Origin of the sequence: Fibrella arboris (assembly GCF_041321095.1) — a bacterium.
In the GTDB taxonomy this organism is placed as follows: domain Bacteria; phylum Bacteroidota; class Bacteroidia; order Cytophagales; family Spirosomataceae; genus Fibrella; species Fibrella arboris.
Map to the genome: position 1 here is coordinate 260,175 of NZ_JBGGWE010000007.1, position 20,907 is coordinate 281,081.

Genomic DNA, 20,907 nt, shown 5'->3' on the forward strand with positions numbered 1-20,907 from the left:
CGCTACCACACCTATGACAAGAAAAAGGACTACGGGCTCATGCAGGCAGGTAATCTGGTTCCTGGCTGGCTGGCTGATGAGCCTTTCCGTGCAGGCGCAGCAGCTGGCCGAAAACCGGATGGATTCGCTACTGGTTGCTGAACAGTATACGGAGGCAGAGCCGCTTGTGCGCCAGTTGCTTACAGCACGAATACGCAGCGGCGATACCACTACTACCGACTACACTCAGCTAATCGAGCACCTGGTTTGGCTGTATAAAAGTCGCCGTCAATTTACCCGGGCCGATTCTTGTCTGCAAGTGGCGTTGCGCGTGGTTCGGCGCCTGGCAGGTTACTCCCGCCTCCCCGAATATGGGGTATACCAGCGCATACAGGCGGTGTTGTATCGGTCGATGGGTAAGCGTGATCTGGCCAACGCCTGGTTTCATAAAACCGTCGACTGGGCGCAGCAGACCATTCCACAGCAGGTGGCACTGGTCGGGGTCAACCACAAGCAGACTGTTCAGACACAGGTCATTCTGGGCCAGTGCCAATACGATCTAGGCAGCTACGCCGAGGCCGTATCGACGTTGAAGACCGCCATCGACGGCTTTAGGCGTACGGGCGATACAACTACGATTCACTACACGAATGGCCTTAATCTGCTGGGGCTCGCCTATGGCGGGCAGGCGCAATATGCCCGTGCCGATTCCTGTTACGATGCGCTTATGCGGGCTGTCAAGTGGGTTCCCCGGTATAACCAGCACAGTGATTATGGAGCGTACCTGATCAATCGGGCCACTTTCCTGGCCGAAGGCACCCAACCGGAGAGGGCCGTTTACTGGTACCGGGAAGCCGTGGCACAACTGGCCAGCGTGCCGGGCAAAAATCACCCCGACTATGCGGGTGCGCTACGGTCATTAGCCACCTCATTGAAGGGTGCAAAGGCCTACCCGGAACGCATAACCCTGCTCACCGAAGCTATCGCCCGTCAGGAAAGCCTGGGCGATACGCTGACCATCGATTACTGCGACGCCTATAATTCGCTGGCCATTACCTATGGGAATCAGCGGAAATATGCCCGTGCCGATTCCTGTTTTGCCCTCCTTTTACAAAAAGTGACCAACGTACCCAGCTACACCAGCCTCGACAGCTACGGAACGTACCTGATCAATCGGGCGGTGTATCTCCGGTTCAACAGGCAACTCCAGCAGGCCATCTACTGGTATGAGAAAGGCCTGACGCAGCAGGCACTGGCGCCCGGAAAAAGCAGCCCCAATTACGCTTACCATATCAGTAAACTGGCGAATAGCTATGAACAACTGCGCGACTTCATAAAAGCCGATAGCCTGTATCGGTACGCCATCGTAAGCGTCGACTGGCAAGTGAGCCCGGACCCCGCCGAGCGGGCTGACTACCAGAGCGATCTGGCCAATTTGTGCCGCGTACGGGGCCATTACCAGGAAGCTGACTCACTATTCAGGAAAAGTCTGCCCGTTCTTGAACAGGCCTGGGGACCCAAAAGCCTTGACCTGGCCCGCCAGTATAATCAGGTTGGCGTCTTGCACGAAGCCATGAACCGGTATGCCAGCGCCATTGCCGATTACAGCAGGGCCGTTCAGCTCTGCGAAGCCAATGCCCCTGACGAGGTGCCCGATAACTACGACACGTACCTGAGCAACCTGGCTGGTGTTTACATGACCCGCTACCAGTTCGATCTGGCTATGCCGCTGTATCGCCGTGCGTTGCTGGCGTCAGAAAAAAGCTACGGGCCAGCCAGTAAGCAGTATGCCCGCCGGGTATTCGATATCGGCGATTGTTTCGAGTCGATGGGGCAATATGATAGTGCCGGCGTATACTTTCAGCGGTCGATAGAATTGGCTCGCCGTCAGCCAATGGACCGCACCAATACCCAGTACTCTCTCTTTGTCAGCTACCTGGCCAGCTTATACCGGACCACTGGTCAATATGCCCGTGCCGAAGCGTTACAGGAAGAGCTGCTGGCAAGAAAAATCAGCTGGTATGGCGCTAACCATGTCGACCTGGTACAAAATCTATTGAATATGGCGTCGCTGTACCGGACAATGGGGCTGTCGGAACAGGCCGTGGTGAGACTGAAGCAGGCCCTGGCTATCGAATCCAGCCAGAATGGACAAACCTCACTGCTGGGTCGGCTACTGGGCGAGCTGGCGATCAACTACGAGCAACTCGATAGCCTCGAGCAGGCCGACAGGGCTTATCGGCAAGGGATCAGCGTAGTGCGCAACACCACCGGAACAACGCATCTGGCCTACGCATCAATGGTAGGGAACTGGGCTGATTTTCTGGTGAAACGGAAGCAGTTCACGGGGGTTGATTCGCTTTTTCAGACGGCTATGACCAGCCAGATTGCCTTGGTTGGCGCACAAAGCCGCGAAGTCAGTAACACCTTGAACGTATGGACAAACAGGCACCTGAGGGGCGGAAACAGTCGGCTTGCCGATTCGCTGGCCCGGCAGCTGCTACACCTGCGCACAACCTTGTATGGCACTCATCACCCTGCTACACAGGTGGCACAGTATAAACTTGTGCGGGCCTTGTTTCTGAGTGATCGATGGGCCGAGGCGCGTCAGCTACTCTGGCAAACGTTTGACTTGATGCGGCAAACCGTCGAGCGTAACCTGATGTATCTCTCGGCCGAACAGCAGGAAGGTTTTTTTGCTGAACAGAGTGAACTGCTGCCCCTGCACTATAGCTACGCGTTGCGCCAGGCGCAGACCGACTCTACAGCTGCTGCGCTGGCCTACTCCGTGCGAACGTATGCCAATCAGCGGCTGCTGACCGAAATACGTGACCTGCTCACAACGGCCAGCCAACACCCGGACCCGGTTGTGAGGCAGGCGCTGGGCCAGCTTACCAGCCTGCGGCAACGCGTTGCCGCGCTGGCGGGTAAACCCATTGAGCAGCAGCAGCAAGGTGGCCTCGATACCCTGATCCATCAGGCCGAGGCATTGGCCAAAACACTGGCCCGGCAGTCGGCGGCATTTCGAGAGGCTACGATTCTTGTACAACAGACCGGATGGACGGCCGTTCGGGATGCGTTGAAGCCCGGTGAGGCAGCCGTTGAGTTTGTTCGCTTCCCGTATCATACGGGTCGCCAACAGACCGACAGCCTCCTGTATGTGGCGCTGGTATTGCGCCATCGGGATACCCGCCCTCACCTGGTCTACCTAACCCACGAAACGCCTTTGCGACGGCTGCTTACCCGGCCTGGGCTGAACAGCCCCGAGGGACTGTCGCTGCGAGCGAGTCGGTACCAGCAACGAAACAAGGCATTGCCCGATGCCGACTCGCTGTATAGCCTCATCTGGCAACCGCTCGATTCGTTGCTGACCAACAGCCACACGATCTGGCTCTCGCCCGATGGGCTGCTGCACCAGGTGGCCTTTTCGGCCCTGCAACCGCCGGGTACGGCTGCGGCCCGATACCCGTATCTGGCCAATCGGTATGAGCTCAGGTACGTTGGAAGCACTCAACAGATAGCCACTGTTCGGAAGCGCGCCGCCAGTACGTACCAGACAAATTGGTCGGCAGTATTATATGGCGGTATTCAGTACAATGACCAGTCGGCTGCCCGACCTGCTGATTCGCCAGCCGCCAGACAACGCTTTCGCAGTGTAGCCACGCCCGGTGCCAGCTGGGCTTTTCTGCCGGGAACAGAGCGGGAAATACGGGCCATTCGGCCGCAGTTAGGTAGCAATACAACCCTGGTCACCGGCAACCAGGCTACCGAAAAACAACTGAAAAGTTTATCAGATCGAGCGCCGGATATCCTGCACATCGCCACCCATGGCTTTGTGCGGCAAAGCCCAACCGAGCTCCATCGACACGCTGGCTCATTGCTGTTACAGTCGGGCCTGGTGATGGCTGGGGCCAACCAGCATGACTACGCCACTTCGGCTGACGATGGGCTGCTAACCGCCTACGAAGTGTCGGTCATGAATCTTCGGCGCACGAAGCTGGTAGTCTTGTCGGCCTGCGAAACCGGCCTTGGCAGCACATTGGGGAGTGAAGGGGTGATCGGGCTACGACGGGCGTTTCAACTGGCTGGCGCCGGGGCCGTCATAACGAGTATCTGGCCCGTAGCTGATTTGCCAACCAGCGATTTTATGACCCTGTTCTACCGGAACTGGACGAAATACAAAGACCTCCACACAGCTTTTGCCAGCACGCAACGGGACTTTCGGCAGCAGTACCCGCCTGCGGTCTGGGCCGCTTTTGTGCTTGTGGAATAGCTGACTGCCAGGCATGAAACCAATGGTGCGATTCCTGATGATGGCCTTCCTGGCAGGTATAGCCAGCTTTACCGGAATGGATCACCCATCGTTGGGCAACCGGTATGCACTCCTGATAGGTATCGGGCAATACCCATCGGGAAGTGGGGCTGAGTCGCTTCATGCCCGTAATGATCTGCTGTTATTGTCGGAAACACTCCGAAAACAAGGTTTCCCGGCCAGCCACATCCGAATGCTGGCCGACCAGCAGGCTACCCGACAAGCGATTGCGCAGGTTTTCGATTCATTGGCGCGCGCGCTTCCCACAGGCAGCCGGGTCGTGGTACACTTTTCCGGGCACGGTTTACAGCTACCCGACGATAACCATGACGAGACAGACGGACTTGATGAGGCTATTTTCCCTGTCGACGGACAGTTGAAGCGACCCACCACGATGATCCGCGACGACCTTCTGGCACAGTGGCTGGCCCGCCTCCGCAAACGGATTGGCCCCTACGGGCATCTGCTTTTCCTCTTCGATTCGTGCCATTCGGGTAGTATTCTGCGTCAGAACCAGTCCGACGGCCGCTTGAGCCGGGGAATCGCCTCGCCGGCAGTCGCCCTGAATAAGCGTGTCGTAGCAGGTACGTCGGGTTGGTTTGACGAAAAAACGACAGCAGCAGTGCCCAGTCGGCTGGGGCAATACGTTTTACTGGCCGCAACGGCAGATGGGCAGCCGAGTTTTGAATATACGGATGCCAGCGGGCAGGCATTTGGACCCCTCACGCTGGCTGTTTGTCAGGCCTGGGCCAGTAACCCGGCACCGCCATCGTATCGGTTTTTTTTCCAGACCGTTCGGCAGCGAATGAGCCGTTTAGCGCCCTATCAGTTACCAACGGCAGAGGGTACGATCGATGCTCCTTTTCTTGGGCAGTAACGAACTCGGGCGCTCCCTTCAAAAGCCAATCTCCAGCTGTTTGCCGATCTCGTTCCGGTCTACCGATCCGTCGGTCGATTCCAGGTTTGACAGGGAAACGCCCAGCAGTCGAACGCCTTTGGGTAAGGGCAGCAACGCCCGCATCAGTTCATGCGCCAGGTACGTTAGCCGCGCTTCATCGGCAATGGGCGAGCCGAAAGACCGACTGCGGGTGATCTGCTGGAAATCGGCATATTTTACTTTGAGGGTCAGCGTGCGACCAATGGTTTTCAATCGCTGGCAGTCCTGCCAAAGATCGCCGATTGGGCCTTGAAGCCCCTCCACCAGGTCGGGCCATTCGCTGAGATCGGTACTGAATGTCGTTTCTGATCCAATTGATTTTCGCTCACGGTCGGGTCTGACGGGCCGATCATCAATAGCGTTGGCAATGGCGTGGTAGAAATGACCCGCTTTGCCAAAATGACGCACCAGAAAGGCCTCCGTCTGCCGACGCAGATCAAGACCGGTGGCAATGCCCAGTTGATTCATCTTGGCCGCCGTGGCTGGCCCAATGCCGTGAAACTGCCCAACCGTCAGTGTCTCCACAAAGGACAGTCCCTGATTAGGTTTGATCACAAATAGTCCGTCGGGTTTCCGATAATCGGAGGCCAGTTTGGCGAGGAACTTGTTGTACGATACCCCCGCCGACGCCGTCAGGCCGGTGGCCTCTTTGATCGACGTTTTGATCTGCTGCGCAATCTGGGTAGCCGACGCCATCTGCTTCAGGTTTTCGGTTACGTCCAGGTAGGCTTCGTCGAGGGAGAGTGGTTCGATCAGCGGGGTGTATTCGGCAAAAACGGCCCTGATCTGCTGCGAAACGGCTTTGTATACCTCAAAACGAGGTTTCACAAAGATCAGCTCCGGGCATTTGCGGCGGGCTGTGCTGGAGGGCATCGCCGAACGTACCCCAAACACACGGGCTTCGTAGCTGGCGGCGGCCACCACACCCCGCTCGCGCGAACCACCCACGGCAATGGGTTTGCCCCGCCAATCAGGGTTATCGCGCTGCTCCACCGACGCGTAAAAAGCGTCCATGTCCACGTGTATGATTTTCCGATGTGTCTGCTCCATCGTGGTTTCGTATAATACAAGACGAATATACTGCCAGCGATCGATAGTCGATGATCCGGGAGCCGTACATGGCGTATCGCTGGGTTGCGGTTGAGCGGAGCAGAATGCTTATGGCCTATAACTTCCACTGATTAACCACACTCTTTTCTTTCTTTTGCGAAAACCATTCTGGCTTAAATCGTATTTTTGCTATATTACTTACAATCTCACGAATCGTAAGACAGATTGCTACGCGATTTGCTACCGCCTAACCAACATGGAATCAACGACAAACACCCATCCCTGGACTAAGTTTTATCCTAAAGGTGTACCTGCCGACATCAACCCTGATGCGTATACCTCGCTGGCTGCTCTCATCGAGGATGGCTGTAGCCGCTTCGCCGACCGGCCCGCCTACGCCTGTATGGGCAAGCTGCTAACCTATCGGGAGATCGATGAGCAGTCGAAGCAATTCGCGTCATTTCTTCAGCATGAGCTTGGCCTGAAACCCGGTGATCAGGTGGTGATTCAGATGCCCAATCTACTGCAATACCCCATTGCCATGTTTGGTATCCTGCGGGCTGGCATGACGGTCGTGAACACAAACCCGCTGTATACACCGCGCGAAATGCAGCATCAGTTCAAGGATTCGGGGGCCAAAGCCATCGTGATCCTGGCCAACTTCGCTACTAACCTGGAGAAGATCATCGACCAGACCGATATTCAGCACGTGATCGTAACGGAGATTGGCGACCGCTTGGGTTTTCCCAAGAAGCAGATCGTCAATGCCGTGGTGAAATACGTGAAGAAGATGGTGCCCGCCTACAGCCTGCCCAAGGCCATTTCCTTCAATGAAGCACTGAGCCGGGGTAGCCGCCAACCAATGACCCCCGTGGCGATCAAAGGCACCGACCGGGCCTTTATTCAGTATACGGGTGGTACAACTGGCGTGTCGAAAGGCGCGGTGCTATCACACCGGAATATCCTGTCGAACGTAGAAGGACAGGCGGTCTGGATGGCACCGGCCGGTATTCCGGTGGGGCAGGGCGTTATTGTGGCCGCGCTACCACTCTACCACGTATATGCGTTGACAACCAATGCCATGGCCGCGCTGAAGACGGGCGACATGAACCTGCTGATCACCAATCCCCGCGACCTTAACGCGTTTATCGATGACCTGAAGAAGTACAAGATCACCGCGTTTACGGGGGTGAATACGCTCTATAACGGACTGCTGAACCATCCCCGCATCAACGAGGTCGACTGGAGTCATCTGAAAGTGACGTCGGCGGGGGGTATGGCCTTGCAAACGTCGGTAGCTGATCGGTGGCAGAAACTAACAGGCAACGTACCTGCCGAAGGGTATGGCCTGTCGGAAACCTCGCCGGTGCTGTGTTCAAACCCGGTCGATGGCACGTCGCGGGTGGGTACGATCGGGGTGCCCTGGCCCAGTACCGACATGAAATGCATGCAGGAAGATGGCACTGAAGCCCCGTTGGGGCAACCCGGCGAAATATGGGCGAAAGGGCCGCAGGTATTTCAGGGGTATTATAACCGGCCGGAAGAAACAGCCAACGTGATGGCCGGTGAGTGGTTTAAAACCGGCGACATCGGCGTGGAGAACGAAGACGGTTTCTTTAAAATCGTGGACCGTAAGAAAGACATGATCCTGGTATCTGGTTTCAACGTGTACCCCAACGAGATCGAAGATGTCGTGTCGCAGTGTCCGGGCGTGCTGGAGGCCGCTTGTATTGGTGTGCCCGACGCTAAATCGACCGAGATTGTGAAGGTGTTCGTCGTGAAAAAAGATCCTGCGCTGACCGAAGAGCAAATCCGGGCATTCTGCAAAGAGAACCTGACGGGCTACAAAGTGCCGAAACAGATCGAGTTCCGCACGGAACTACCTAAATCGAACGTAGGGAAGATTCTTCGCCGGCCCCTCCGCGATGAGGAAATGGCAAAGCAGAAGTAAAACAACAGGGAAATAGCCGTGTAGCACCGAGCCGCAAGAACACCGCGTCGCCATCAATAGGGACGCGGTGTCCGTTGCGGCTCGGTGCTACACGGCTATTTCAGCAACCCCCGCAAGGTCGCTTCATCGCAATAGCCAAGTTGGCGGTTTGCTAGCTTGCCCTTACGGAAAAGAAGGAGCGTGGGTAACTCATTGACCTGATACATGGCCAGCAACGCTTTTTCGATATCTGCATTCGCCTTGATAATAGTCACCTGTCCGGCCAGTTCGGTCGTAAGCTTGTCGATAACGGGCGCCATTTTTTTGCAGGGAGCACACCAGGTTGCATACACATCCACCAGTACCACCGGCTGAACCCGAAGCAGACTATCAAAGCGGGCAACGGGCCACTGCGCCGATTCCTCTGAGCGCGTCACACCAGCTACAGGCATCATCTTTGACGACCATTTCAGGTAGCCGCCCTGCAGTTCATACACCGTCGGGTAGCCCAGTTCGCGCAGCTTCTCTGCGGCCCCTTTGCTGCGGCCTCCCGACAGACAGTACACGAATACTGGTTTGCTTTTGTCGAGTTCAGCCAGCGCCTGCCGGAAATCATCTCGCTGCGAATTGATGTTGACCGCGTTGGGCAAATGACCGTCGGCATACTCAGCGGGTGTCCGTACGTCGATAAGCTGTGCCTGTTTACGTTGATTGAGCAGGCTGGCAAACGTATCGACCGCCACCGGTTGAGCCCAGACAAACTGGCCAACGATCAACATGGCTGATAGAAGAATGAATTTCATTGATAATCGGGTCTTAGGTGAGCAGGTGTCATTGGCTACAAAGCTAAGCTGTACCCAAACGCCTTGACTGGGTACGCCCTAAAAAAACAGACACAGCCCTGCGCAGGGCTGTGTCTGAAAGAGTAAAGGCAGTAATAAAGACCGACTGTCGGCTGGCTTGATGCTAATTTACCAGTGTCTGTACTTTTTGCTGAAAACCCTCGAATTGCTGAAAAAACAGGCTGGCTTTCCGGCGGGAGACATCAATGCGGTCGCCATTGGTTAGCTGAACAGAAAGCTGATGGCGGCTGGGATGCGCCTCATCCAGATACAGCAAATTAACGATATTCTTTTTGTGGGGGCGCGCAAATACACCGGGTGCCAGCCGGGTAGCCATTTTTTTCAGTGTCAGCGATACCATGAGCCGGGAGCCATCACTGAAGTGAAACATGGTGTAATTGCCTTCTCCTTCCAGCCGGACAATCTGATGCATGGGCATCGATTTCCGGTACCCCCAGAAAGGCAGCGTAAGGTCCGACAGGTCGAATAAACGGGTGAGTGCCTCGGGTGTAATGCCCGAGCAGACAGATGAGAATCTGTTCGCAGTCATGATGTGAAAAATAGTAAATGTGGATAGATAAAAGAAGTGCTGCAAGTTCAAGCAAAACCAGTTGATAGTCAATACCCCGGATGGGGTAACTTATAAGCCGTTTACTAAATAGATGGCTGAGTATTAATAAGTAATGAGGCCAATTAAAGTGCACTTAACAATCAATCGTCTGACAACATACCGGACGTCCTTACCGTTAATAAAGCATCCTTATCGACGAATAGCTGCCCCCTAGTATGCGATCTATACTCGTACTTGTCATTGCGTTGTTGGCATTGACGGCCTGCCAGAAAAAGACCGTCGATACGTCGGCTGGAGCCTTGCAACTTGCCTTGGATAACCGGGTGGGAAATAGCGATCTGGCGTTGGGCACAGGTACGTATCAGAATAAGTCGGGCGAAACGTTCACTGTTACCCGGTTCGATTACTTTATCAGCAATATCCGACTGCTTCGCGCCGACGGGTCTGCCTACACCGTTCCACAGGATGATAGCTATTTTCTGATTCGTGAAGCAGACCCAGCATCCCAGACCGTCACCCTCAACAACGTACCTGCGGGCGAATACACGCAGCTCGAGTTCATGGTGGGTGTCGACAGTCTGCGTAATACGGCCGATGTGGGCAAACGAACAGGGGTTCTTGATCCGGCCGGTAGCCACACCAGCGGTATGTACTGGGATTGGAATACGGGCTACATTCACCTGAAACTGGAAGGAACGTCGCCCCAGGCTCCGCTCGATGCCACGGGTAGCCGGAATTTTCGGTATCATATCGGCCTGTTTGGCGGCTACCAGACCCCAACGCTCAACAACCTGCGCACTGTTCGCGTACCGTTAAGTGGCATTGGAAAAGGCGTTCAAATTGGTAATGACTTTTCTGTCGCTGCGTTGGTTACGGTTAATGTGGATGCAGGTAAACTGTTCGATGGCCCTACGCCGATCAGCATTGCCACGTACCCGGATGTGATGGTGTCACCTATTTCGGCCACCATTGCCACCAATTACGCCACTATGTTTTCACTGAAAGCGTCTTCGTTCGTGTCGAGGTAGATGCACTTAAGTCCTACTTATTCGTGAAGTCTATCCGCTGGTTGGTCTTGCTGTGCAGCGCAGCCCTTTGGGGCTGGGTGGCATCGTGCGGACCAAAAACAAACACGGATGGTGTAGATCCCAAGCCGCCCACGGCCGTCGGTACGCCTTATGCCTGGAAAACGCCCGCTAACTTCCCCGAGCCGGTCTATGATTTCGAGAATAACCCGCTAACCAAAGAAGGCGTGGCGCTGGGTCGAACGCTGTTTTATGATGCCACCCTGTCGAAAGACGGCACCATCACCTGTGCATTTTGTCACTCGCCGTTCACCGCTTTTTCGCATACCGATCATCCACTCAGCCACGGTATCAAAGACCAGATAGGCACGCGCAACGTACCTGGCATTTTCAACCTGGCCTGGCGGGAAACGTTCTTCTGGGACGGCGGCATTTTCGATCTTGATCTGCTGCCCATCGCGCCTATTCAAAATCCTGTCGAAATGGGCGATTCGCTGGGGAATGTCCTGAAAAAAGTGCGCGCCAGTGGCCGGTATCGTCCCCTCTTCAAAGCGGCCTACGGTACGGATTCGATCACGTCGGAGCGTTTTCTGAAGTCATTGTCGCAGTTCATGCTCACCATGGTCTCGGCCAATTCGGGGTATGACAAGTACGTTCGGAAGGAGTCTGACGCAGCGCTACCCGACGCTGCCCAACGTGGACTGACGCTGTTCCAGGCTAAATGCGCGGGTTGTCATAAAGAGCCGTTTTTTACCGACCAAAGCTTTCGGAATAACGGCCTGCCCAAACTAACCACCGCCAAATTCGACGATCTGGGCCGGGGCGCTATCACAGGTAATGCCGTAGATAACTACAAATTCCGGGTACCCAGCCTGCGGAATATCGAGTTCACGCCGCCTTACATGCACGACGGCCGGTTTAGCACCTTGCAACAGGTGTTGAAACATTACGCCACGGGCGTGCAGGATAGTCCCCAACTCGATCCGCTGCTGAAACAGAGTGGTCAGCTGGGTATCCCGATGACGCAGCAGGAGCAGAACGATATCATCACGTTTCTGCTTACCCTGACCGACTACTCGTTTATCAGCAATCCTGATCTGCAACCATTGCGGTAGGTACGTTGCTGAGGTTCGCTGGCGGGTAAAATCTGCATGTATCAGCTTGAATCCGGTTAATCAGCAGGCTGTTTGCGTCTATCTTGCAGGATGCAACACCGTCAACACCTCCTGATTCCGCTTTTTTTGTTCTGGGCTGCCTTTGCCGTGGCCCAATCGTCAACCAACGTACTGGTTACCGACCTGACCCGCATTAAGCAGGTAGGCGGTATTCAGGCCGCTCCAAACGGGCAACAGGCGCTCTACACGCTGACAACGATTGAGCCTCAGCCCGACCAGCCACTCGAGTACGAGTATCGGACGCACATCTACCTGCTAAACCGCCAATCGGGCGAGGTAAAGGCCCTGACGCGAGGTGCCGAAAGCGCCCGGCAGGCTGTTTGGTCGCCCGATGGAAAACAGATTGCGTTTGCCCGAACCGTGAAAGGCAAATCGCAGGTATTTGTCATGCCGCTCGATGGGGGCGAAGCCTATCAACTGACAACCCTGGCCTATGGCGCTGGGAACCCCGTTTTTTCGCCCGATGGTAAACGAGTCCTGTTTAGCAGCTCAGCCACGTTTGCTGACTTACTGGCCGACACGCTATTGAATCCAGGCCGGAAAGGACCGCTGTGGTCAGTCGAAAAACCGGGGATTTCGGCGGCTGAGGTACTGCCGAAGAAAGATGGCCCGAAGCCTAATCCGGATGGATCACTCGCCGAAATCAGGGCCTATCTGGCCAAAGACGTTGATGATAAGAAGGCAAAGGTGATTAACCGGCTGAATTTCCAGGGTGAATCGACCACCGAGCCAATGATGAGTTTCCAGCACCTCTACGTGATTGATGTGCGCGAAGGGGCTACCCCTAAACCCATCACACGCGGCTTTGCGTCGTACCAGGCGGCTACCTGGTTACCCAACGGCCAGTCGGTACTGGCGGTGACCGATCGAGACCCGGCTCAGCATCCTGACCGTGAAGTCGACAACGCCATTGTGGCTATTCCGGCCGATGCTACTACGCCGGGTACGGTAACGTACCTGTTGAGCGAAGCGGGCAAATCGTTTGGTGCGCCCACTCCATCGCCCAACGGGCTGAAACTGGCCTACATGGCTGGCAACTCGCGGGGTGTCGGTTTCCCTGGTCTGGCCCTGGCCGACTTGAACGGCACAATCGTCAGCAATGCCAAAACTATTGACTTCGACCGGGCCGCCGGCAATCTGGTTTGGGCTAACGTACCGGCCGGAGCGCCGGTCGGCTCACGCGCCAGCCGGAGCAGCAAGCAGACGACATCGGCTGAGTGGGTGCTCTACTTCACGGCCAACGCCGATGGTGGTATTCCGCTGTATCGCCTCAACACCCGTACCAACACCATCGACCGCCTGACAACGCCGGAATCGGGCGTGACCAATTTCGATGTAAATGGCAGCGAGATCATCTTTGCTAAAACGGAAGTGGCCGACCCGTCGGCCCTATATGTAGCTTCGCTGGACGCCACGGCGCCCAAAAAACTGCTGGCACCCAACGCCGATTGGCTAGCTGGCAAAGTGCTTAGTTATCCTAAAAAAGGGGTGTACAGGAATTCGGCCGGTCAGTCTGTGGAGTACTGGATCATGAAACCGGCCCGCTTTGTCGAGGGGAAGACGTACCCGCTGGTGCTGAATATGCACGGCGGACCAACGGCCATGTGGGGGCCCGGCGAGCAGTCGATGTGGCATGAACTGCAATACTTATGTGCGCAGGGATACGGGGTTGTGTACGCCAATCCGCGTGGGTCGGGCGGCTACGGGCAGGCCTTCCAACGGGCCAACTACCGCGACTGGGGCACCGGTCCGGCCGAGGATGTGCTGGCGGCTGCCACCGCCGCTGCCCGCGAGCCCTGGGTTGATACCAGCCGGCAAGTCATTACTGGCGGCTCTTACGCGGGTTACCTGACGGCCTGGATCGTTGGGCACGACAACCGGTTTAAAGCCGCCTTCGCGCAACGGGGCGTGTATGATCTGACCACCTTCATGGGCGAGGGTAATGCCTGGGCACTGGTGCCAAACTACTTCGGTTTACCGTGGGAAGCGGGTGCGAAAGCCATTCTGGACGCCAATTCGCCGTACTCGTTCGTTCAGAATATCAAGACGCCGTTGCTGATTAAGCACGGCGAAAATGATCTGCGAACGGGCATTATTCAGTCGGAGATGATGTACAAGAGTTTGAAAATACTGGGCCGCCCCGTCGAGTATGTCCGTATGCCGGGCGCTACCCATGAGCTTAGCCGCTCGGGCAACGTTCGCCAGCGCATCGACCGCTTGCTCCGCATCTACGAATTCTTCGAACGCTTCGTAGGGAATACGAACGGGCAAGTGAAATAAAAAAAAGGTTAACACAGAGGCACTGAGGACACAGAGAAAAATACTATAAATTCTGTGTTCTCAGTGCCTCTGTATTTAACCCTTTTACTCGTTATCACTATGATCCTTGTGCCCATGCCCCTTGGGGCCACGCTCATCGGCTAATTCTGTTTTGGTTTTGCCGCCTGGCGTTTGCTGACGGCCCGCTGGTGCGTGGTCATCTTCGGTACTTTGTTTGCTTTTGTGAACGCCCCGCGACGTTTTACCCTGGTCTTCGTCAGCGGTCCCGCGTCCGGGCAGGTTCGTGTTCAGTTCGTGCTTCTTGGTGTTGTCGGCGGTATCGCGGACAGTCGGCTGGGTTGTTTGCTTGCTCATAACGTTTGTTGGTTAATGGGGTAGCAGTTGGCGGGTGCAGCAGGCAGACCTCACTCAGGTACGTTCTATACCGCGAGGCCTGCCTGCTGCACCCGCCAACTGCTACTCCGTTAAAACCCCTATCCCCGGCCTGTTGTTTACCTTTAGCGATTCATCGGTCCGTCTCTCTTTATGCACACCAACTATTATTTTCTTCGTCAACTGGCTCCTGTGCTTGAGGCCCGCTTGCAGGGGCTTTATTTCATGGAATGCTTCAGCCAGGACCGCGACGAAGTGGTGCTGGCGTTTGCGCAGGCGCGGGGGAAAGCCAACTACTACAAGCCGGTTTTCATCAAGGTTACCCTTCGCCCCGATTTTTCAGGCATACTCGTCTCCGACGACGTGCGGCGGGCGCGAACCAACAGTGTTGACCTGTTCAATAACCTGACGGGCAACGAAGGGGGCGATGATCCCGACCGGCCCGGTATGGAAACACCCGGCAAAGCCGTGCTGGGGGTACGTTCCTTTCTGAACGAACGCTGCCTCGCCATTCAGCTTGCCGACGATTATACCCTGCTGTTCAAGTTTTTCGGCAACCGACCAAACCTGTTGATATTCAATGGAAACGCGGTTGAGGATCTGTTCAACAGCAAACTCGTTGCCGATAAGAACCTGACGCTCGACAGCATTGATCGGCCGATCGACCAGACGGAAGCTGCATTCAATGCCGCTGGAGGTGATTACCGAAAGCTATTTCCTACGTTTGGCAAGTTGGTTCGGGCATATGTAGAAAAACGAGCGCAGGAAGCTGGCACCAGTTTCACCTGGGCCATTTTGCAGGATGTGCTGCGCAAACTCGACCAGCCCACCTACTCCCTGATCCGGTTTGAGCATCACCCGGCATTATCGCTGGTGCCCCTGGCCGAGCCGATACGTACCTGGGCGGACCCGATCGACGCGACCAACGGTTTTTTCATTGCCTATAATGGCCAGAACGTTGTTGAGCGCGAACGAGCCGAGGTACTTCGCCTGATCGATAAGCGACTGAAACGCGCCCGCTCCCTACTCGATGCCAACCTACAACGCCTCATCAGCCGCGACGACGGACCGAGCCATGAAGAACTGGGCAACCTGCTGATGGCCAATCTGCACAACGTACCTGCGCTGCCCGGCGGCCGATCGCCCGAAACAATTACCGTCGAGGATTTTTACCGGGATAATCGTCCGGTCACGATCCGGCTTAAGGTTGATTTGTCGCCACAGCGTAATGCGGAAGGGTATTACCGAAAAGCGAAAAACGAGCGAATAGAAAGTGAGCACCTGACGCAGCAGATCGAGTACCGCGAGAAGGAGATCGACGAGTTGCAGGCGCACCGGGCCACGATCGAGCCAATGGTGTCGTTGAAAGAGTTGCGCAGGTATGTGAAACAGCACGGCTTGCTGGGAGACGCCCCCGCCAGCACCGACCCGGCCGAGCTGTTCAAGGAAGTGCTGTTTGAAGGCTTCGTAATTCGGATTGGGCGCAATGCCAAAAACAACGATCTGTTAACCCAGCGCTATACATACAAAGATGATCTCTGGCTCCACGCCCGCGACGTAACCGGCTCGCACGTGGTGGTGAAGTACCGGGCGGGGAAGCCCTTTCCAAAAACGGTCATCGAACGCGCGGCAGAGCTGGCAGCCTGGTACTCGAAACGGCGAACGGATAGCCTGTGCCCGGTTATTGTAACCCCCAAAAAGTTCGTCCGTAAACCAAAAGGCCTGGCTGAGGGCCAGGTCGTGGTTGAAAAAGAAGACGTAGTATTGGTTGTCCCGAGGGGAGAATGAATGGCGAAAGAGCGAGAGAGAGTGAAAGAGTGAATGGCGAAAGGGTGAAAGGTTGCTTACGCGGAATCACCTACTGGCGTAAGCAACCTTTCACTCTATCACTCTATCGCTCTTTCGCGATACACTTACTCATGTCCTGCCATGTCTTGTCCCATGAGTTTGCGTTCAGGAACTGGTCAATGGCTTCCCAGCTTTTGGGGTGTTCCTGTTTCAGGGCTTTATCAATGGCGGCTTCAAACTCAGCGGCGGTAGAAGCGATCTGGGTGAATCCCTTCGCACCGTAGGTACGTACCACATCCCGGATAGGCGTCGACACGGTCGGTAGGCCGGCAGCCAGGTATTCAGGTGTTTTAGTCGGGCTGATAAACTTCGTCGACTCATTCAGCGCAAAAGGAAGCATGGCTACATCCCACCCACTGAAATAAGCGGGCAACTCTTTATACGACTTCATGCCCAGATAGTGCACGTTAGACGAATGAGGCAGCGTAGCCGGGTTGATTTTTACGATCGGCCCCAGAATGACGAATTGCCAGTCGGGGCGGCGCTGAGCCAGATCGCGAAGCAAATCAACGTCGAAACGCTCGTCAATCACACCTGAAAAACCAATGCGTGGCTGCGGAATCTGAGCCTGATCGGCCGGGTCGGCCTGGCGGCGGCGGGCTTTTGAGAAATGCACAAAATCAATACTGCTCGGAAAGGCATGCGCATGCGGATGGCGTGTGCGTTTGGCTTCGTACAGGCTATACCCGCCGGTAAATACCTGGTCGGCACGACTCATCAGCATGGTCTCCAGGTTGATCAGCTCACGGGGAGCACCCAAAAACGCCGATAGCTCATCCATGCAGTCATAGACAATACGGTCGGGTGTCAGGTGGTCGCTGAATAACAGGGCCATCGGCGTATAGTACCAGGCAACGTAGCTGGTTATACGTTCTGATTCAATGAGCTGATCGACCATCCGGCGCTGATAGGCCAGCACATCCTGATGCGGGGTTCCGTGCGGAATGTGTGGTACGATCACTTTAAGCCGGTCACCTTCTGAACGTACCTCGACCCGCAACTCATGACCCCAGATTGGTTCTTCCAGGAACCAGACGGTCATTTGCTCACTGGCCCGGCTCAACAGATGCTGGGGGCGTTGATAAACGAAATTCCACCGTAGATGGGAGAAACAAATCAGATGCTCGGGCAGTGCCGCCTGGTCTCCAGTTGCATCAGCTACGCGCCCTGGATTGCTGGTTTTATTCAGGTCTGTCGTCGTCAGCAAATTGTTCACTGATGTGTTTTTCGACAGATGTTCGTTTGTTGATACGTCTGATGGAGACGATGAGTAATCACTAAGTTTCATGAGAAGGCGACGAAAACGGTTAACAAAAGGCCAAACCCGTTTGAGCAGGGCACACGCCTAACCATAGCGAGTCAATTTCTCGTAGAGTTAGTAATGACACCTGAAAACGTATTGATTGACAAACGGCCTGACGGCGGCGTGTACAACAAAAACCGGGAGATACAGACAATGTTAACCCGCCCGAGAGATACTTAGGCAATGGTCCTCGCTAATTGGTTACGAATGGTGACTTAGTAGGCCTTCGTAAGTACCTTCCCCTGGTTTAATTCCCACAGATACCCGTCAGGATCAGAGAAATAGATCTGAACGACCCCATCAAAACGGGTTTGTTTATGGAACGTCAGGTTATGGGCTTTCAGGTACGCTTCCGATTTGTCGATATTATCGACGAACAAGGCAATATGACTGGCATTTTTGTCGTGGATGATCTCTTCGGTACGCCCGGCCATAAGGTGAATCTGCTGCCCATTGCCCAGGTCAAACCACGACCGGATAGCCTTCAGGTTTTCGGGTACAGGAATCGGTTTAAGGCCCATCACATCGCGGAAGAACGCGGTGCTGACTGCCATGTCTTTTACGTGTAAAGCCAGGTGATTGTGGCCAACGATACCCAGTTTATCCTGCGCCACAGCAAACTGAGCCAGCAACAGAAGAGGAAGCAAAAAACGCATGGATGATTTCATTCGAAGTGGTATTGCTATGTTCTAAAACTATATCAACTAATAAACTGCCGGGCCCTGCTTTCCTACTGGAAACAGAGTAAACAGCCATAACGCGTGTACTACAAACCCGGGCTCATAAAGTCGACTCTTGACCGTGAAGCGAATCAACTAAATCAACGAAGGCGTTTACCGGCCATCAGGACTTCACTCACAGCGCTTTACCCCACTTTTGCGCTTGTCAACACTTCTTATCGCTGACAATGAAACGAACGGTAAACAGAAAACCAGATATATTAGACGGCACTCGAGAAAACGTAATGTTCCAGGTCGGAGGCAGGGCGGGGAAGAGCCAAACACTACAATCCATGCATTCCCTGGCTGAGCCATCGTGTAATACTAAATTTCCTGCTGTTAATGAACCATAATGAACTGGGCACAAAGCCGCATTATCAAATACTGGATGGCCTTCGGGGGGTAGCCGCTATCATCGTAGTATGCTTTCACCTTGCCGAGCCGCTGGCCAAAACCCACCTCGACAATGTTGTCAACCATGGTTACCTGGCCGTTGATTTTTTCTTTCTTTTATCCGGCTTCGTTATTGGGTATGCCTACGACGACCGCTGGGACAAATTAACCGTCGGCGGTTTTCTTCGGCGGCGCCTCGAGCGGTTGCAACCACTTGTTGTCCTGGGCATGACGCTCGGCGCCGTGGGCTTTTACTTGACCGACTCAACCATATGGCCGCTTATTCACACAGTGCCTGTATGGAAGCTGATCGTCGTTATGCTGATCGGCTACACGCTTATACCCATACCTATTTCTATGGACATACGCGGCTGGCAAGAAATGCACCCGCTCAATAGTGTTGGCTGGTCCTTATTTTTCGAGTATATCGTGAATATCCTCTACGCGCTGGGCTTACGAAAATTGCCGAATAAAGCGCTGGCTTGTTTCGTCGTACTGGCAGGCGCCTTGCTTTTGCAAGTTGCGGTTACTAGCCCAAATGGAGACGTTACCGGTGGCTGGACACTAAATGCTGAACACATGCGCATCGGGATAACGCGCACCTTATTTCCCTTTTTTGCCGGTTTGCTCTTATCACGGGTATCGCGGCCTGCCTATATCAAAAATGCGTTCTTATGGTGTAGCCTGCTGGTGGCGGCTGTTTTGTTTATGCCCAGAATAGGGGGTGCAACGCATCTTTGGCTGAATGGTTTGTACGAAGCTTTTTGCATCATCATTGTCTTTCCGCTCATTGTCTACATCGGTGCCAGCGGGGTGGTGCAGAATCAAACGGAAGAGAGAATTTGTCAGTTTCTTGGCAACCTGTCGTATCCCTTATACATGACGCATTACGTGCTTGTCTATTTCTACGTGGCATGGGTAAGCAATCACAGCGGCATTACAGTAGGGCAGGCCTGGCCCCGTGCGCTACTCACCTTCTCCGGCGCTATCGTGCTGGCTTATGCCAGTTTAACGGTGTATGATGAACCGGTAAGAGCGTGGTTGCGAAAAAAGCTGGCGTAGCGAAAAGAAGCTTACCCTGAACCAATAATGCTTTCCGTGAAGCCAGTTGGCTGAAAAACGAGCTGAAGCAGGCGAAAGCACAGCCAGCCAACCGGAGCGAGTTGTTGATCAACTACTGATCGCGTCTACATCGCCAGCAATTCCTGCCAGAAGCGTTCATTGACGTGAACACCTTTTTCCAGGCTCTCTGTGCGGCGGGCCAACGTGTTCTCGCCGGGATACGAAATCGAGTCGCCGGGCTTTACCAACGCACTTGATCTGGTGTACGCAATGATTTCATCAATCAGGGAAGTATGCATCTCCGGGTTTTTGATGCAGATAAAGCACTGCGAAACGCCAGATTCGTTGCCGCTGTTGGTGATGGCGGCAACCGATTGTCCACCGCTCAGGGCGGTCAGCAACACATCGAGCAGCATGGAAAGGCCCGAGCCCTTCCAGAACCCAACTGGCAGAGCTCGTTGCGTCTGACGAATCGCTTCCGGGTCTGTTGTTAAGTTGCCGTCCATATCGTACCCACCCGGAAGCGGCAACTGCTTCTTGTCAGCAGCATACTGACCAATTTTCCCGTATGAATACTGCGACACGGCCATATCGAGTACAATATGTCCGCCCTGTTTGGGCACGGCAATCACAAAGGGGTTATTGCCAAGTCTGGGCTGGGTGCCGCCCCACGGCGGAATGTTGGCGATGGTATTGGTGAAACAGATGCCAATGTAGCCCGCCTCGGCTGCCTGCCAGCCGTAGGTGCCACCACGCATCCAATGGTTCGTATTCTTGATGGCCACGCAGCCGATCCCGTTTTCGTTGGCAAGTTTTATGGCGCGATCCATGCACAGGGTGGCGTTGTACATGCCCGGAGCCAGATGGCCGTCCCATCGTTCAATGGCGCCCGTAGCCGACACAATGATAGGCTCCGCATCGGGTTTGATCAGTCCCTCCTGTACGAATTTCACGAAAACCGGAAATCGGTTGAGGCCGTGCGTTTCGACGCCGTCGCGGCTGTTTTCGGCAAAAATCCGGGCACACAGTTCCGCTTTCGATTCCTCGAAAGAAAGATCTACTAACACCCGTTTTAACTCAGCTTTCAGTTGGTCGAAAGGGACTCGCAT

At 54.8% G+C, this 20,907-nt stretch carries 15 protein-coding genes; 8 read left to right on the forward strand and 7 right to left on the reverse strand.

What is annotated here, in order from left to right; genetic code table 11:
- Positions 1-13 precede the first annotated feature (13 nt).
- Complete coding sequence (locus tag ACAW75_RS14655; RefSeq protein ID WP_370729477.1) at positions 14-4,252, forward strand: CHAT domain-containing tetratricopeptide repeat protein; 4,239 nt, start codon at positions 14-16, stop codon at positions 4,250-4,252.
- A 13-nt stretch (positions 4,253-4,265) separates the two neighbouring features.
- Complete coding sequence (locus tag ACAW75_RS14660) at positions 4,266-5,168, forward strand: caspase family protein (RefSeq protein ID WP_370729478.1); 903 nt, start codon at positions 4,266-4,268, stop codon at positions 5,166-5,168.
- An 18-nt stretch (positions 5,169-5,186) separates the two neighbouring features.
- Here the strand turns inward: ACAW75_RS14660 and dinB are convergent, their stop codons facing one another.
- Positions 5,187-6,278 carry a DNA polymerase IV gene (dinB, locus tag ACAW75_RS14665; protein ID WP_370729479.1) on the reverse strand — a complete coding sequence of 364 codons (1,092 nt, stop codon included), beginning with the start codon at positions 6,276-6,278 and terminating at the stop codon, positions 5,187-5,189.
- 256 nt (positions 6,279-6,534) lie between these two features.
- On the opposite strand from dinB, the gene ACAW75_RS14670 reads away from it, so the two are divergent.
- Positions 6,535-8,229 (forward strand): AMP-binding protein, encoded by a 1,695-nt coding sequence (locus ACAW75_RS14670; protein ID WP_370729480.1) that lies wholly within the window; start codon positions 6,535-6,537, stop codon positions 8,227-8,229.
- A 95-nt stretch (positions 8,230-8,324) separates the two neighbouring features.
- Here ACAW75_RS14670 and ACAW75_RS14675 read toward each other — a convergent pair whose 3' ends face one another.
- Positions 8,325-9,011 (reverse strand): rhodanese-like domain-containing protein, encoded by a 687-nt coding sequence (locus ACAW75_RS14675; protein WP_370729481.1) that lies wholly within the window; start codon positions 9,009-9,011, stop codon positions 8,325-8,327.
- A gap of 163 nt (positions 9,012-9,174) precedes the next feature.
- Complete coding sequence (locus tag ACAW75_RS14680) at positions 9,175-9,600, reverse strand: LytR/AlgR family response regulator transcription factor (RefSeq protein WP_370729482.1); 426 nt, start codon at positions 9,598-9,600, stop codon at positions 9,175-9,177.
- Positions 9,601-9,836: 236 nt separating this feature from the next.
- Here ACAW75_RS14680 and ACAW75_RS14685 point away from each other — a divergent pair, with 236 nt between their 5' ends.
- The 3 genes from ACAW75_RS14685 to ACAW75_RS14695 all read left to right on the forward strand — a co-directional run bounded on the left by ACAW75_RS14685 (position 9,837) and on the right by ACAW75_RS14695 (position 14,101).
- Positions 9,837-10,649, forward strand: coding sequence for an MbnP family protein (locus tag ACAW75_RS14685; RefSeq protein WP_370729483.1), 813 nt, complete (start codon positions 9,837-9,839; stop codon positions 10,647-10,649).
- 23 nt (positions 10,650-10,672) lie between these two features.
- A complete protein-coding gene (locus ACAW75_RS14690) occupies positions 10,673-11,761 on the forward strand; it encodes a cytochrome-c peroxidase (RefSeq protein WP_370729484.1) in 1,089 nt (362 codons plus the stop codon).
- A 90-nt stretch (positions 11,762-11,851) separates the two neighbouring features.
- Complete coding sequence (locus ACAW75_RS14695) at positions 11,852-14,101, forward strand: S9 family peptidase (RefSeq protein ID WP_370729485.1); 2,250 nt, start codon at positions 11,852-11,854, stop codon at positions 14,099-14,101.
- Between the two features lie 84 nt (positions 14,102-14,185).
- On the opposite strand, the gene ACAW75_RS14700 is transcribed toward ACAW75_RS14695, so the two are convergent.
- Entirely contained in the window at positions 14,186-14,455 is a 270-nt protein-coding gene (locus ACAW75_RS14700) for a hypothetical protein (protein ID WP_370729486.1), read from the reverse strand.
- Positions 14,456-14,626: 171 nt separating this feature from the next.
- Here ACAW75_RS14700 and ACAW75_RS14705 point away from each other — a divergent pair, with 171 nt between their 5' ends.
- Positions 14,627-16,261 (forward strand): NFACT RNA binding domain-containing protein, encoded by a 1,635-nt coding sequence (locus ACAW75_RS14705; RefSeq protein WP_370729487.1) that lies wholly within the window; start codon positions 14,627-14,629, stop codon positions 16,259-16,261.
- A 103-nt stretch (positions 16,262-16,364) separates the two neighbouring features.
- Here ACAW75_RS14705 and ACAW75_RS14710 read toward each other — a convergent pair whose 3' ends face one another.
- Together ACAW75_RS14710 and ACAW75_RS14715 are read right to left on the reverse strand one after the other, a co-directional pair.
- Complete coding sequence (locus tag ACAW75_RS14710) at positions 16,365-17,609, reverse strand: glycosyltransferase family 1 protein (RefSeq protein WP_370729488.1); 1,245 nt, start codon at positions 17,607-17,609, stop codon at positions 16,365-16,367.
- A gap of 230 nt (positions 17,610-17,839) precedes the next feature.
- Complete coding sequence (locus tag ACAW75_RS14715) at positions 17,840-18,292, reverse strand: VOC family protein (RefSeq protein WP_370729489.1); 453 nt, start codon at positions 18,290-18,292, stop codon at positions 17,840-17,842.
- Positions 18,293-18,685: 393 nt separating this feature from the next.
- Here ACAW75_RS14715 and ACAW75_RS14720 point away from each other — a divergent pair, with 393 nt between their 5' ends.
- A complete protein-coding gene (locus ACAW75_RS14720; protein ID WP_370729490.1) occupies positions 18,686-19,798 on the forward strand; it encodes an acyltransferase family protein in 1,113 nt (370 codons plus the stop codon).
- Positions 19,799-19,923: 125 nt separating this feature from the next.
- Here the strand turns inward: ACAW75_RS14720 and yiaK are convergent, their stop codons facing one another.
- Complete coding sequence (yiaK, locus tag ACAW75_RS14725; RefSeq protein WP_370729491.1) at positions 19,924-20,907, reverse strand: 3-dehydro-L-gulonate 2-dehydrogenase; 984 nt, start codon at positions 20,905-20,907, stop codon at positions 19,924-19,926.

Excerpts from the sequence above, each read along its gene's own strand:
- dinB (WP_370729479.1), bottom strand. The coding sequence starts at position 6,278 with ATGGAGCAGACACATCGGAAAATCATACACGTGGACATGGACGCTTTT.
- ACAW75_RS14670 (WP_370729480.1), top strand. The coding sequence starts at position 6,535 with ATGGAATCAACGACAAACACCCATCCCTGGACTAAGTTTTATCCTAAA.
- ACAW75_RS14685 (WP_370729483.1), top strand. The coding sequence starts at position 9,837 with ATGCGATCTATACTCGTACTTGTCATTGCGTTGTTGGCATTGACGGCC.
- ACAW75_RS14720 (WP_370729490.1), top strand. The coding sequence starts at position 18,686 with ATGAACCATAATGAACTGGGCACAAAGCCGCATTATCAAATACTGGAT.
- ACAW75_RS14660 (WP_370729478.1), top strand. The coding sequence starts at position 4,266 with ATGAAACCAATGGTGCGATTCCTGATGATGGCCTTCCTGGCAGGTATA.
- ACAW75_RS14700 (WP_370729486.1), bottom strand. The coding sequence starts at position 14,455 with ATGAGCAAGCAAACAACCCAGCCGACTGTCCGCGATACCGCCGACAAC.
- yiaK (WP_370729491.1), bottom strand. The coding sequence starts at position 20,907 with ATGCGAGTCCCTTTCGACCAACTGAAAGCTGAGTTAAAACGGGTGTTA.
- ACAW75_RS14680 (WP_370729482.1), bottom strand. The coding sequence starts at position 9,600 with ATGACTGCGAACAGATTCTCATCTGTCTGCTCGGGCATTACACCCGAG.
- ACAW75_RS14715 (WP_370729489.1), bottom strand. The coding sequence starts at position 18,292 with ATGAAATCATCCATGCGTTTTTTGCTTCCTCTTCTGTTGCTGGCTCAG.
- ACAW75_RS14675 (WP_370729481.1), bottom strand. The coding sequence starts at position 9,011 with ATGAAATTCATTCTTCTATCAGCCATGTTGATCGTTGGCCAGTTTGTC.
- ACAW75_RS14655 (WP_370729477.1), top strand. The coding sequence starts at position 14 with ATGACAAGAAAAAGGACTACGGGCTCATGCAGGCAGGTAATCTGGTTC.
- ACAW75_RS14705 (WP_370729487.1), top strand. The coding sequence starts at position 14,627 with ATGCACACCAACTATTATTTTCTTCGTCAACTGGCTCCTGTGCTTGAG.
- ACAW75_RS14710 (WP_370729488.1), bottom strand. The coding sequence starts at position 17,609 with ATGAAACTTAGTGATTACTCATCGTCTCCATCAGACGTATCAACAAAC.
- ACAW75_RS14695 (WP_370729485.1), top strand. The coding sequence starts at position 11,852 with ATGCAACACCGTCAACACCTCCTGATTCCGCTTTTTTTGTTCTGGGCT.